The organism is Rhodoferax sp. GW821-FHT10B06, assembly GCF_059415605.1.
In genome coordinates this window covers 32,805-44,805 of record NZ_JBWKNO010000023.1, presented here as the reverse complement: position 1 = coordinate 44,805, position 12,001 = coordinate 32,805, and the positions used below count along the sequence as shown (strand labels likewise).

Annotated in this window: 13 protein-coding genes; 10 read left to right on the top strand and 3 right to left on the bottom strand. The window is 62.6% G+C overall.

The genetic code is table 11. The features are described from left to right. Positions 1-44: 44 nt before the first annotated feature. Positions 45-1,316, top strand: coding sequence for an RsmB/NOP family class I SAM-dependent RNA methyltransferase (locus AC07O2_RS24085; RefSeq protein ID WP_495234696.1), 1,272 nt, complete (start codon positions 45-47; stop codon positions 1,314-1,316). Positions 1,317-1,436: 120 nt separating this feature from the next. Then, complete coding sequence (locus AC07O2_RS24080) at positions 1,437-2,651, top strand: DesA family fatty acid desaturase (RefSeq protein WP_495096026.1); 1,215 nt, start codon at positions 1,437-1,439, stop codon at positions 2,649-2,651. Positions 2,652-2,734: 83 nt separating this feature from the next. Here AC07O2_RS24080 and AC07O2_RS24075 read toward each other — a convergent pair whose 3' ends face one another. Then, positions 2,735-3,418: a CBS domain-containing protein gene (locus AC07O2_RS24075; protein WP_495234695.1), complete on the bottom strand. Its 684-nt coding sequence runs from the start codon at positions 3,416-3,418 to the stop codon at positions 2,735-2,737. Positions 3,419-3,475: 57 nt separating this feature from the next. Further along, on the bottom strand, positions 3,476-4,153 hold the full coding sequence (locus AC07O2_RS24070; protein ID WP_495234694.1) for a hypothetical protein: 678 nt from the start codon (positions 4,151-4,153) through the stop codon (positions 3,476-3,478). Between the two features lie 21 nt (positions 4,154-4,174). Here AC07O2_RS24070 and AC07O2_RS24065 point away from each other — a divergent pair, with 21 nt between their 5' ends. From AC07O2_RS24065 to arsH, 7 genes are all read left to right on the top strand, one after another. Continuing rightward, positions 4,175-6,568, top strand: a complete 2,394-nt coding sequence (locus AC07O2_RS24065) for a UvrD-helicase domain-containing protein (RefSeq protein WP_495234693.1) — start codon at positions 4,175-4,177, stop codon at positions 6,566-6,568. 102 nt (positions 6,569-6,670) lie between these two features. Then, positions 6,671-6,916: a hypothetical protein gene (locus tag AC07O2_RS24060; RefSeq protein ID WP_495096022.1), complete on the top strand. Its 246-nt coding sequence runs from the start codon at positions 6,671-6,673 to the stop codon at positions 6,914-6,916. Positions 6,917-7,017: 101 nt separating this feature from the next. Continuing rightward, complete coding sequence (locus AC07O2_RS24055) at positions 7,018-7,677, top strand: HD domain-containing protein (protein WP_495234692.1); 660 nt, start codon at positions 7,018-7,020, stop codon at positions 7,675-7,677. Between the two features lie 106 nt (positions 7,678-7,783). Beyond that, positions 7,784-8,113: an ArsR/SmtB family transcription factor gene (locus tag AC07O2_RS24050; protein ID WP_495234691.1), complete on the top strand. Its 330-nt coding sequence runs from the start codon at positions 7,784-7,786 to the stop codon at positions 8,111-8,113. Further along, positions 8,100-8,804 carry an aquaporin gene (locus AC07O2_RS24045; RefSeq protein ID WP_495234690.1) on the top strand — a complete coding sequence of 235 codons (705 nt, stop codon included), beginning with the start codon at positions 8,100-8,102 and terminating at the stop codon, positions 8,802-8,804. Before AC07O2_RS24050 ends, AC07O2_RS24045 begins: the two co-directional genes overlap by 14 nt. Next, on the top strand, positions 8,797-9,225 hold the full coding sequence (gene arsC, locus AC07O2_RS24040) for an arsenate reductase (glutaredoxin) (RefSeq protein WP_495234689.1): 429 nt from the start codon (positions 8,797-8,799) through the stop codon (positions 9,223-9,225). The genes AC07O2_RS24045 and arsC overlap by 8 nt, the downstream gene beginning before the upstream one ends. Positions 9,226-9,244: 19 nt before the next feature. After that, positions 9,245-9,919 carry an arsenical resistance protein ArsH gene (arsH, locus tag AC07O2_RS24035; protein WP_495234731.1) on the top strand — a complete coding sequence of 225 codons (675 nt, stop codon included), beginning with the start codon at positions 9,245-9,247 and terminating at the stop codon, positions 9,917-9,919. A 42-nt stretch (positions 9,920-9,961) separates the two neighbouring features. Here the strand turns inward: arsH and AC07O2_RS24030 are convergent, their stop codons facing one another. Further along, positions 9,962-10,954 carry an NAD-dependent epimerase/dehydratase family protein gene (locus AC07O2_RS24030; protein ID WP_495234688.1) on the bottom strand — a complete coding sequence of 331 codons (993 nt, stop codon included), beginning with the start codon at positions 10,952-10,954 and terminating at the stop codon, positions 9,962-9,964. Between the two features lie 60 nt (positions 10,955-11,014). Between AC07O2_RS24030 and AC07O2_RS24025 the strand changes: the two genes are divergently transcribed. Next, positions 11,015-11,941: a LysR family transcriptional regulator gene (locus tag AC07O2_RS24025; protein ID WP_495234687.1), complete on the top strand. Its 927-nt coding sequence runs from the start codon at positions 11,015-11,017 to the stop codon at positions 11,939-11,941. Positions 11,942-12,001: the final 60 nt, after the last annotated feature.

The window sequence follows — 12,001 nt, the reverse complement described above, 5'->3', positions numbered from 1 at the left end:
GGTGCGGGTTCGTGAAAAAAAGGGGACGTGGGACAATCGGGCTTATGCATCCTAAAGACTTCCTTGACGAGTGTTCTGAACTCGTCCGCCTCGCGCTCCAATTTGAACACCCCGCCGATTCGGTGGTTTCGCGTTTCTTCCGCGACAACCGCTCGCTGGGCCCGCGTGAGCGCGCCACGCTGGCGGAAACCGTGTACACGGTTCTGCGCAAAAAACTACTGTTCGACCATTTGGCCCCTTCGGGCAGCGGCTCCAAGCAGCGTCGTATGGCGATTTTGGGCTTCCATGGCCCACGCGACTTTTTGTACGCGGCCCTGAACGATCAAGAGAAAACCTGGCTGGAAAACTGCGACAAGGTCAAGCAGGAAGACCTGCTGGACCGCCACCGCCACAACCTGCCCGAATGGCTGGTACAGCCGTTGAAAGAGCAGCTCAAGGACGAGTTCTGGCCGCTGGTGGAAAGCCTGGTCCATGGCGCCGGCCTGGATTTGCGCGTCAACGCCTTGAACTCCAAACGTGATGATGTGCAAAAAGAACTGGCCAAGGCTGGGATCCAGTCGGTTGCCACCCCGTATTCGCCCTGGGGCTTGCGCTTGACGGACAAGCCTGCATTGACCAAGGTGGACGCCTTTGTGCGCGGTGCGATCGAAGTGCAGGACGAAGGTTCGCAGCTGCTGGCTTTGCTGCTGGATGCCAAGCGCGGCGAAATGGTGGTGGACTTCTGTGCTGGCGCCGGTGGCAAGACCTTGGCGATTGGCGCCAGCATGCGCAACACCGGACGCCTGTATGCGTTTGACACCTCGGGCCACCGCCTGGATGCGCTCAAGCCACGTCTGGCGCGCAGCGGTTTGTCGAATGTGCATCCCGCCGCTATCGCCCATGAGCGCGACGACCGCATCAAGCGCCTGACCGGCAAGATCGACCGCGTATTGGTCGATGCACCGTGCTCCGGCCTGGGCACGCTGCGCCGCAATCCTGATATGAAATGGCGTCAATCGCCCAAGGCGGTCGAAGAGCTGGTGGTCAAGCAAACCGCGATCTTGCAAAGTGCGGCCCGTTTGCTGAAGCCGGCCGGTCGCCTGGTGTATGCGACCTGCAGTATCCTGCCCCAGGAAAACGAGGCTATTGCGCAAGCCTTCTCGGCGGCGAATCCCGAATTCACCCCCCTTGAAACAGTCGACTTGCTGACCCATTTAAAGGTGGAGAACGCAGCCAGCTTGTGCAGCGGTCCGGTAACGGGCGGCGAGTACCTGCGTTTGTGGCCGCATCGCCATGGCACGGATGGCTTTTTTGCTGCAGTTTGGCAGAAAAAATAAGGCAATGCGTGTGTTGCTTGGGGTTGCTCTCTAGGTAAATTGAGTGCTCCAACCTAGAATAGAGGGTTGGCGCGCCCGGGATACGCGGCGAGCCCACTCTAAAAACGAGGCTATTTACCTATGTTGTTACCCGATTGGGCTGTGTTGAACGCAGCCGTTGACTGGCTTGCAAACGGCTTGTGGAACCTGTCTTGGTGGGAGATCGTGTTGTACACGCTGGTCACCACCCACATCACCATCGCCAGCGTGACCATCTACCTGCACCGCCACCAGGCGCATCGGGCGATGGATCTGCACGCGATTCCGTCGCATTTTTTCCGCTTCTGGCTCTGGCTGGGCACTGGCCAAGTCACCAAGGAATGGGTGGCCGTGCACCGCAAGCACCACGCCAAGTGCGAAACCAAGGACGATCCGCACAGCCCGCACGCCCACGGTATTGAAACCGTGTTCTGGACCGGTGCCGAGCTGTACCGCAAGGAAGCCAAGAACCTGGAAACCGTTGCCAAGTTCAGCCATGGTTGCCCGAACGACTGGATCGAGCGCAATCTGTACACCCGTTTTAGCTGGCAAGGCGTGGGCCTGATGCTGATCTTGAACCTGGCCATGTTCGGTATTGCCGGGCTGTCGGTCTGGGCCGTGCAGATGATCTGGATTCCGGTGACGGCTGCCGGCATCATCAACGGCATTGGCCACTACTGGGGCTATCGCAACTTTGAAGCACCGGACGCGAGCACCAATATCTCGCCCTGGGGCATCATCATTGGCGGTGAAGAGTTGCATAACAACCACCATACCTACCCAACCTCGGCCAAGTTCTCGGTCAAGCCTTACGAATTCGACATGGGCTGGGTCTACATCAGCATGATGGAGAAGATCGGCTGGGCCAAGGTCAAGAAGACGCCGCCCAAGCTGCAACTCGGTGCCATCAAGCCTGTGGCCGACGAAAAGACTTTGGAAGCGCTGATTGCCAACCGTTACGAAGTCATGGCAGGTTATGCCCGTGAACTTCGCCAAGCCTGCAAGGCCGAGCTGGAAACGCTGAAAGCCCGCAAGGGTGATCTGTCCGCATTGCAAGCTGCCAAGCGCTGGATGCACCGCGACGCTGAAAAAGTGCCTGCGGCTGCCCAACCCCAGTTGGCCCAGGCCCGTGCCGCCCATCCGGTACTGGACAAGATGGTGGTGATGCGCGAAGAACTTCGCCAGATGTGGCTGAACACCTCGCAGTCGCGCGAACAGCTGACGGCTGATCTGCAAGCCTGGTGCCACCGCGCCGAAAGCAGCGGTATCGCTGCTCTGCAAGAGTTCTCGCAAAAGCTGCGCGCTGCGCACGCCTGATAGTGGTTCCCGGCGTGCCGGGGACGTAAAAAAACCCGCTGCGGCGGTTTTTTTTACGTCTGGGCTATGCCACGGTCTATGTTCTAACCCCAGACGTCGAGCGGCGGGTCCATGGCCACGGCGCGCAAGATGTCGGAGCGTGACACAAAGCCCATGACCTTGCCGACGTCATCCACCACCGGCAGGCCCGGCAGTTCGGTATCCAGCAGCACCCTGGCCACCCGGCGGATGTCGGTGTCTGCCGAGACGCTGGCTATTGGCGTCCACATGACGGTGGAGACCGGCTGCGCCATGCGGGTGGCCCAGTAGTCGGGTGCACTGGGCAGGCCGGATGTGTTGGGTGTTAGATCTGTGCGGTACAGGTCGGCACGCAGCAACATACCTACCAACTGGCCATTCGTGTCCAGTACCGGCACCTGGCCAATTCTTTTTCGGGCCAACAGGTCGGCGGCATCGAATAGCAGGGTATCGGCCTGGATGGTGGTGGCTGGCTGGGTCATCAGCTGGGCCACATGGGTCAGCGGCTGGCGGGGCGTGTCTGATTGGGCGGCTTGCGCATAGGCGGCCAGCGCCGGGTTAGGCAGCGGTTTGTGCGTTTGCTCTTGCGCCGTAGGAGCTTCCACTTCCTGGGGGAACTCGGGCAGGATCTCCAGCTCATTGTTTTCGATACGGTGCATGCGCGCCACGGCATGCACCTGGTCGATATGGCGCAACTGCTCTACGGTGCCCGTGAACACCCTGCCCGAAACCCCGTAGACCGAAAACATGTGCAAAACCCTCCTGCGCAGGCGCAAAGTACCATATTGCGCCAGCGGGCGGAAGGCTTATTCCACTTCTGCCTCGCAGTGGGACTGCACTGCCGCCAGGGGGTGCCCGCCCGCATCCTCTACCCAGCCTATGACCTGTAGCCGCTCGGGTTTGGCACCTTCCGGTACGGACATGGCGCGCAGCTCCTGCCAGCCATTGGCCGTGGGGGCCCAATCCAGCACCAGTGCGTTGCGTACCAGGTTGCGTGTGATCGGCGTGCCGTCTTCTCCGGCTGGGATGCTTTCTACCAACACCAGCCAGGCCTTCAGCGGCCCGGTTGGAGTGTCTGCCGGCAGTAGTGCGATGGAGGTGCCTACATAGCCGCTCAGCATCGGCCCACGTGCGACGCGCAGTTGCGGGGGTGTTTGCAGCGACGGCGGGGGGGCTGCGTGGATGGCTGCCTGCTGCCTCGCTCGCATGCGCTCCAGGCCTTCTGGGCGGGCTGCGGCCGACAAGGGCGCATCTTCGCCGAGCGCGCCGGGCAGTATCCAGTCAAGCGCGATGGCTTGCGGGCTGGGGAGGGCGGTTTGGGGATTGCTCCAGCAGGCTTCGCAGTCGGCGCTGATGAAGCGGTCGCGTATGGACTGGAAGGCCGGCTGGCCATCGCTGGAGCAGCTGGACTGGGCGATGGCAGGCTGGCCCAGGATCAGGGCAGCGAACAGGGCGGCGGGGCCGACGGCAAGTCTGGGTTTCATGGGGGTTCCTACAATCGACATATGTTCTCAGCAAATACACCCTTGGTCGCAGAAAATTCGCCGCTCTTACACAACCTGAACCCGGAGCAGCTGGCCGCAGTGACCTTGCCGACCGGGCATGCGCTGATTCTGGCCGGGGCCGGCTCGGGCAAGACCCGGGTGTTGACCACCCGCATCGCTTGGCTTCTGCAGACCGGGCGCGTCACGCCCGGCGGCATTTTGGCCGTGACCTTCACCAACAAGGCCGCCAAGGAGATGGTGGTTCGATTGGGCACCATGCTGCCCATCAATGTGCGTGGCATGTGGATTGGCACTTTCCATGGCCTGTGCAACCGCCTGCTGCGCGCCCATTACAAGCTGGCCAATCTGCCGCAATCTTTCCAGATCTTGGACACCCAGGACCAGCTGAGCGCTATCAAGCGCCTGATGAAGCAGTTCAACATCGACGACCAGCAATACCCCGCCAAGCAGACCCAGTGGTTTATCGGCAACTGCAAGGAAGAGGGCTTGCGCCCCGCCATGGTCGAGGCGCGCGACCCGCAAACCCGCAAGAAGGTAGAAATCTATGCGCTGTATGAAGAGCAGTGCCAGCGCGAAGGTGTGGTCGACTTTGGCGAGCTGATGTTGCGCAGCTACGAGCTGCTGCGTGACAACGATGCCGTGCGCGAGCACTACCAGCGCCGCTTTCGCCATATCCTTATCGACGAGTTCCAGGATACCAATAAGCTGCAGTACGCCTGGATCAAAATGCTCAGCGGCTATGGCGAGAAAGACCTGGCTGCTGGCAGTTCCATCCCCGGCGGCAGCGTGCTGGCCGTGGGCGACGACGACCAGAGCATCTATGCCTTTCGTGGCGCGCGGGTGGGCAATATGGCCGACTTCGTGCGTGAATTTGGCGTTACCCAGCAGATCAAGCTGGAGCAAAACTACCGCAGCTTCAGCAACATCCTGGATTCGGCCAACCACCTCATCAGCCACAACAGCAACCGCCTGGGCAAAGACCTGCGCACCGACCAGGGCCCCGGCGAGCCGGTGCGCGTGGTGGAAAGCCCGCGTGACCTGGACGAAGCCCAGTGGATCGTCGATGAAATCAAGCAGCTGGTCCGCGACGGCATGGAGCGCAAGGAAATCGCCGTGCTCTACCGCAGCAATGCGCAAAGCCGGGTGATCGAAACCACGCTGTTCAATTCCGGCATTCCCTACCGCGTGTACGGCGGCCTGCGCTTTTTCGAGCGGGCTGAAATCAAGCACGCGCTGGCCTATCTGCGCCTGCTGGAGAACCCCAACGACGACACCAGCTTTCTGCGCGTGGTCAACTTCCCGCCACGCGGCATCGGTGCGCGCAGCCTGGAGATCCTGCAGGACGCGGCGCGCGCCAGCGGCTGCTCGCTGCACGACGCGGTCAGCGCCATCCCCGGCAAGGCAGGCGCCAACTTCGGTGCCTTTGTCGCCAAGCTGGACGTGCTGCGCGAGCAGACGCAGGGCAGCAGCCTCGCCCACATCATCAAACTGGTGCTGGAGCACAGCGGCCTGATGGCCCACTTCAAGGCCGACCGCGAGGGCGAAGACCGGGTGGAGAACTTGGAAGAACTGGTCAACGCCGCTGAGAGCTTTGTGTCCCAGCAAGGCTTTGGCCGCGATGCCGTGGCCCTGCCGGTGGACGAGCTCAGCCAGTCACCTGTCAGCCAGGGCCTGGACCCGGACGCGCCGCCTGCCGACGGCTTCCTGGACCAGGACAGTGGTGAAACCCTGTCGCCGCTGGCCGCCTTCCTGACCCACGCTGCCCTGGAGGCTGGCGACAACCAGGCCCAGGCCGGCCAGGACGCGGTGCAACTGATGACCGTGCATTCGGCCAAGGGCCTGGAGTTCGACGCGGTGTTCGTCGGTGGCATGGAAGAGGGCTTGTTCCCGCATGAGAACTCGCTCAGTGACCGCCAGGGCCTGGAGGAAGAACGCCGCCTGATGTATGTCGCCATCACCCGCGCGCGCCAGCGCCTGTACCTGAGCTTCTCGCAAAGCCGGCTGCTGCATGGCCAGACGCGCTACAACCCGCGCAGCCGCTTCTTTGAAGAGCTGCCGGAGTCCGCGTTGAAGTGGATCACCTCCAAAAGCGCGGGCTACGGCACCTCCAGCTTTGCTCCTAAATTCGGAGCTTCTAGCGTAGGCGGATACAGCGCCGGAGGCCGATTCAATAAAGAAGATGCGCCCTTTGCCAGCCCACCCGTGCCACCGCAGAAAGAGGCACCCAGCCACGGCCTGCGCGTGGGCATGAAGGTGTTCCACACCAAGTTCGGTGAAGGCAAGGTCAATTTGTTGGAGGGTAAGGGCGATGACGCGCGCGCACAGATCAACTTTCCACGCCACGGCGTGAAGTGGCTGGCGTTAAGTGTTGCGAAATTGACACCCGTGCCCTGATACACAAGGTATCTGCCGTGTATCCGGTTTGTGTCTTCTGGCTGTCATATAGCGGGCGCAGCATGCTTGTGTTGAGGCCCAAGAACACTCCAGGAGCGCACCATGACCGACCTGACCGAATTCCACGTAGGCGACTGCGTCGTCTCGTTGTATGCCAAACCCATGATCGACGGCACCTGGTTGGCCCGTGTCGGCATCGCCCAGCACTACGGCATGCCCATCCCCAGCCAGCGTACCCTGAGCTTTGACAACCCCTTCATGTCCGAAGACTCTGCCCTGGCCCACGCCCGCGAGCAGGGCCTGCGCATCGCACGCGACCCGGTGGCATTTTTGCAGATGGGTGCTTGACGGTTGGTTTTCCGATAGTTGGGCGGCGGCCTTAGTCTTCAAGGCACAGACCGCTTGGGTTTAGGATGGCAAGCTATGGATTGCTTAAGCCTGCTTGCCTCATGAACGAATGGAAAGGCCTGGTTGGCCATTGGCGACCTGTATTGGTTCGACTGGTCACCCAAGCTGGAGCGACTGATCGTGCGCATGATCTCAACCACTTGGATCGGGTATGGGCCACGGCCAGGCAACTTCTTTCATCGCATCCGCAGACTGATCCGTTGGTGGTGATGGCGGCGTGCTATCTGCATGACCTCGTCAATCTGCCCAAGGACCATCCTGAGCGAGCACAGGCATCGCGGCTTTCTGCACAACAGGCCGAGACAGCGTTGTCGAAGTTGGGATTTCCGCAGGACAAGCTGAGGGGCGTAGTGCATGCCATTGAAGCGCACAGCTTTTCCGCTGCCATAAGCCCTGAAACGATTGAAGCGAAGATCGTCCAAGATGCGGACCGTCTGGACGCTTTGGGGGCTGTGGGGCTGGCACGCATGTTCCACATTGGAGGGCAGCTGGGGCGGGCACTTGCGCACGCCACCGACCCGCTTGCGCAGGATCGCCCGTTAGACGACGTGCATTACACCCTTGACCATATTGAGAACAAGCTGCTGCAGCTTCCTGCCAGCATGCAGACGGCTGAAGGACGGGAGTTGGCGCAATCACGTGTGCAATTGCTCATTCGCTTTCGGGACCAATTTGCCCAGGAGTGGCTGGGAACGACGTAGAGCATGTCGATGGTCTGTTGCGACGCGGTGGCGAATAGCTGTCGTCTTTTCGTATTGAAGGGGATTTTTTACGTGGAGTATTCCATAATTCAATTATTATTGAATTATGGAAACATCAAACATCTCCGAAACCAGCGCGGTGCAGTCGCTGGCCGCGCTGGCCCAGGTGCAACGTTTGCGTGCCTTCCGGGCGCTGGTGGTTGCGGGTGCTGAGGGGCTCACGCCTGGCGCCATGGCCGAGCAATTGGGTGTGGCGCCCAGCGCGCTGTCGTTCCACCTCAAAGAGCTGACGCATGCCGGCTTAATTGCCAGTGAGCCGCGCGGCCGCAACCTGATCTACCGCGCCAACTTCGACCAGATGAATGCCTTGCTTGGCTACCTGACCGAGCATTGCTGCCAGGGCGCAGCCTGCGGAGCCCCTAATGTCTGCTGCTGAGCCCGGCACGCCACCGAGCCTGCCGCAACAGTTGCTGGCCGAATGCCTGGGCACGGCTGGGCTGCTGTGCGCGGTGATCGGCTCCGGGGTGATGGCCGAACGCCTGTGTGGCGGCAACCTTGGCCTGGCCTTGCTGGCCAATACCCTGGCCACGGTGTTTGCGCTGTACGTGCTGATCGAGATATTCGGGCCGGTGAGCGGCGCGCACTTCAACCCGCTGGTGACTTTGCTCATGTGGTCAAAAGGCCGGTTGGCGCAGATAAAACCTGCGCGAGTAGCTCTTTTATTCATAGCATTTCAGCTGCTGGGGGCGGTGTTGGGGGCTTGGTTGGCACATGCCATGTTCGCGCTGCCCCTGCTGCAAACCAGCCAGCATGTGCGCAGCGGCGCGGGCCAGTGGATTGCCGAGGCCGTGGCAACCGCCGGCCTGGTGCTGGTCATACTGCGCGCGCCCAGCGGCAAGGCCAGCGCGTTGGTGGCCAGCTATATCGGCGCGGCCTACTGGTTTACCGCCAGCACCAGCTTTGCCAACCCGGCCGCCGTGTTGGGGCGCATGCTCAGCGACAGCTTTGCCGGTATCGCGCCTGCCAGCGCGCCTGGTTTTGTATGGGCCCAGTGCCTGGGCGCCCTGGCGGGTGCAGGCCTGGGCAGACTTTTAGAAACATCTTCTGCAGGAGCACACCATGTCTGACACCACCATCTTCCACAACCCGGCCTGCGGCACCTCGCGCAATGTGCTGGCTTTGATCCGCAATTCGGGCGTCGAGCCCACCGTGGTCGAGTATCTGAAAGCCCCGCCGGACCGTGAAAAGCTGCTGGCCTTACTCGTCCAACTGGGCCTGCCGGTGCGCGCCGTGCTGCGCAAAAAGGGCACGCCTTACGACGAGCTGGGGCTGGGTAATGCCGCGCTGAGCGACGATGCCTTGATCGACGCCATCGTCGCCCACCCCATCCTGCTGGAGCGGCCCATCGTCATCACCCCGCTGGGCGCCAAGCTGTGCCGGCCGTCCGAGGCGGTGCTGGACATCCTGCCCCACCCACAGAAGGGCGCTTTTGCCAAGGAAGACGGCGAAAAAATCGTCAACGCCCAGGGGCAGCGCCTTGCTCCCTAACTTGGACCCGGCGCTTTTCATGGCGCCCACGCAGGCCGCGCTGCAGCCTGCCACGCCCAGCCTCCACCCACCGCGCATCCTGCTGCTGTATGGCTCGCTGCGCGAGCGCTCGTTCAGCCGTTTGCTGACCGAGGAAGCCGTCCGATTGCTGAGCGCCATGGGCGCCGAGCCGCGTACCTTTGACCCGCACGGCCTGCCGCTGGCCGACGATGCGCCGGAGTCGCACCCCAAGGTGCAGGAGCTGCGCGAACTGACGCTGTGGAGCGAGGGCATGGTCTGGTGTTCGCCTGAAAGGCACGGCGCCATGACCGGCATCATGAAGACCCAGATCGACTGGATTCCTCTCAGCCAGGGCGCAGTGCGGCCCACCCAGGGCAAGACGCTGGCGGTGATGCAGGTCAGCGGAGGTTCGCAGTCCTTCAACGCGGTGAACCAGCTGCGCGTGCTGGGCCGCTGGATGCGCATGCTGACCATCCCCAACCAGTCGTCGGTGGCCAAGGCCTTTTTGGAGTTCGACGAGGCCGGGCGCATGAAGCCCTCGGCCTACTACGACCGGGTGGTGGATGTGATGGAGGAACTGGTCAAGTTCACCCTGCTGACCCGCGACGCCACGCCGTACTTGGTGGACCGCTACAGCGAGCGCAAGGAAAGCGCCGAAGCGCTGTCCCAGCGTGTGAACCAGAAATCACTCTAATTGCTATAAAGTTAAGAGCGGTTGACGTAGGTGGAATGTGCGCTAGCGCCTTGAATGGCTGGAAGCTTGGCGTGCATCCCAGTAGACTTGGGTCGCATCCAGCATTTCGCTCAGCCCGAGCATGGGGTAGCCCAGATCTTTCTGCGCCAGGCGGGAATCCGCCAGCATGGTGCGCGTCAGCACGGCAGCCAGCCCGGGCGTGATGGATGGCTTTTTACCGCTGAACAGCGCGCCTATGTGTGCCAGCGCCGCCACGGTGTTGAGCACGCTGTTCGGCACCGTCGATACCACCGGTTGGGCGTGGACGCGGCGGGCCACGTCGGCAAATACCTGCAGGTAACTGGCATCTTCGCCGCCCAGCACATAGCGCCGGGCGGGAGCCGGGTGCGTGGCCGCCGCAATATGCGCCCGGGCAACAGCCGAGACGCCGCAAAAGCTGGCCCGGCCGTGCGGGGCCGCCCGCATCTTGCCCTGGGCGGCATCGTCAAACAGGCCGATCCAGCCGCTCGCATCGTAGGGGCCCAGGATGTGGGCCGGGTGCAGGCTGACCACCGACAACCCCTTGCGCGCGGCCTCGCTGAGCAGCGCGTCGGCCAGCAGCTTGGTGCGCAGATACGGGTTGCGGACGGTGCTGGGTTGCAGCGGCGTGTGTTCGTGGATGCGGCCGTCGCTGTCCTGGAACACGCCCAGCGTGGATGTCATCACCACGCGGCGGGCCTGGCGCTGGTGGGCCGCGTCCAGTAGGCCCTGGGTGGCGGCCACGTTGTCGCGCAGCAGCCGCTGTGCATCGCCGGACCACATCGAGGTATTGCCGGCCAGATGGAATACGGCGTCGGCCCGCGCGGGCATGGCCGCAGCCACGCTGGCGGCATCTTCCAAGGCGCCTTGGCGCACCGTCAGCCTGTGTTGCTGCATCCACGCTGGAGCGGCACTGCGTACCAGTGCATGCACCGACCAGTGGTCTTTGAGTAGCGCCTCCACCAGGTTGCGCCCGACGAAGCCCGCTGCGCCCGTCACGAATGCTGTTTTTTCCAATTCAAACCTCCAGATTGCAGAAGCCCAGACTGTAGGCAGGGGCTGGCTACACTGGTATGCATGCAAGTCCGTTTAGCATCTTTGCAAAACCTGAAGGTGAACTGGGACGATCTGCGTCTGCTGATGGTGGTGGCGGTCCATCCGTCCTTACTGGAGGCGGGGCGGGTGCTGGGCATTGCGACCACCACCGTGTCGCGCCGCATGGCCGCGCTGGAGGCTGGCGTGGGCGCGCAACTGGTGCACCGCACCCATGTGGGAACCGTGTTGACCGTGGCGGGCAAGGCGCTGGTCACCGCCCTGGAGCCGCTGGCGCTGGAGCTGGAGGCCACGCTGCGGCAAAGCGCGGGTGCCGACAGCCAGATCGAAGGCGCTATCAAGGTCTCGGTCGCCGAAGGCCTGGTGCCCTTGACCCTGGAGGCCATCCAGTCCTTCCGCACGGCCCATCCTGGCGTGGTGTTTGAGCTGGACGCATCGCACCGCAGCCTGGACATGGGCAAAAACGAAGCCGATGTGGCGGTGCGCATGCTCCGACCCAAGTCGGACGGCCTGGTGGTGCGGCGCATTGGCCCGGTGCATTTCGGTGTCTACATGTCCAGCCAACAGCCGCTGGCCCGGTCCGCGCAACGTGGGGCGGGTCTGCTGGCGCGCATGGACGGCGTGGTGCTGGGTGGCGAGCTGGCGGGGCTGAAGGAATCGGTGTGGCTGCGCGCATGTGTGCGCGCCGTAGCGCTGCAAACGGAAACCCTGGGCTCGCTGATCGACGCAGTACGGCGCGGCATCGGCGTGGGGGTGATTCCGGATGAACTGGTGCGGGCCGATAGCCGCCTGCGCCGGCTGTGCGACTGTGAAGCCGTGCCGCAGAAAACACTGTGGCTGGTGATGCACCAGCGTACCGCGAAGCTGCCGCGGATTCGGCTGTTTGCCGACCACATGACGGCGCATTTGCGCGCTGCTTCGGCAGGCGCCGGCACCGCTGTGATGCAATAGGGTGAAAAAGGCCGCTAGCGCAGATAAAACCTGCGCTGGCAGCTTCCAATTTCATAGCAA

Excerpts from the sequence above, each read along its gene's own strand:
- AC07O2_RS24075 (WP_495234695.1), bottom strand. The coding sequence starts at position 3,418 with ATGTTTTCGGTCTACGGGGTTTCGGGCAGGGTGTTCACGGGCACCGTA.
- AC07O2_RS24065 (WP_495234693.1), top strand. The coding sequence starts at position 4,175 with ATGTTCTCAGCAAATACACCCTTGGTCGCAGAAAATTCGCCGCTCTTA.
- AC07O2_RS24080 (WP_495096026.1), top strand. The coding sequence starts at position 1,437 with ATGTTGTTACCCGATTGGGCTGTGTTGAACGCAGCCGTTGACTGGCTT.
- AC07O2_RS24085 (WP_495234696.1), top strand. The coding sequence starts at position 45 with ATGCATCCTAAAGACTTCCTTGACGAGTGTTCTGAACTCGTCCGCCTC.
- AC07O2_RS24045 (WP_495234690.1), top strand. The coding sequence starts at position 8,100 with ATGTCTGCTGCTGAGCCCGGCACGCCACCGAGCCTGCCGCAACAGTTG.
- AC07O2_RS24060 (WP_495096022.1), top strand. The coding sequence starts at position 6,671 with ATGACCGACCTGACCGAATTCCACGTAGGCGACTGCGTCGTCTCGTTG.
- arsH (WP_495234731.1), top strand. The coding sequence starts at position 9,245 with ATGGCGCCCACGCAGGCCGCGCTGCAGCCTGCCACGCCCAGCCTCCAC.
- AC07O2_RS24055 (WP_495234692.1), top strand. The coding sequence starts at position 7,018 with ATGAACGAATGGAAAGGCCTGGTTGGCCATTGGCGACCTGTATTGGTT.
- arsC (WP_495234689.1), top strand. The coding sequence starts at position 8,797 with ATGTCTGACACCACCATCTTCCACAACCCGGCCTGCGGCACCTCGCGC.
- AC07O2_RS24025 (WP_495234687.1), top strand. The coding sequence starts at position 11,015 with ATGCAAGTCCGTTTAGCATCTTTGCAAAACCTGAAGGTGAACTGGGAC.
- AC07O2_RS24050 (WP_495234691.1), top strand. The coding sequence starts at position 7,784 with ATGGAAACATCAAACATCTCCGAAACCAGCGCGGTGCAGTCGCTGGCC.
- AC07O2_RS24070 (WP_495234694.1), bottom strand. The coding sequence starts at position 4,153 with ATGAAACCCAGACTTGCCGTCGGCCCCGCCGCCCTGTTCGCTGCCCTG.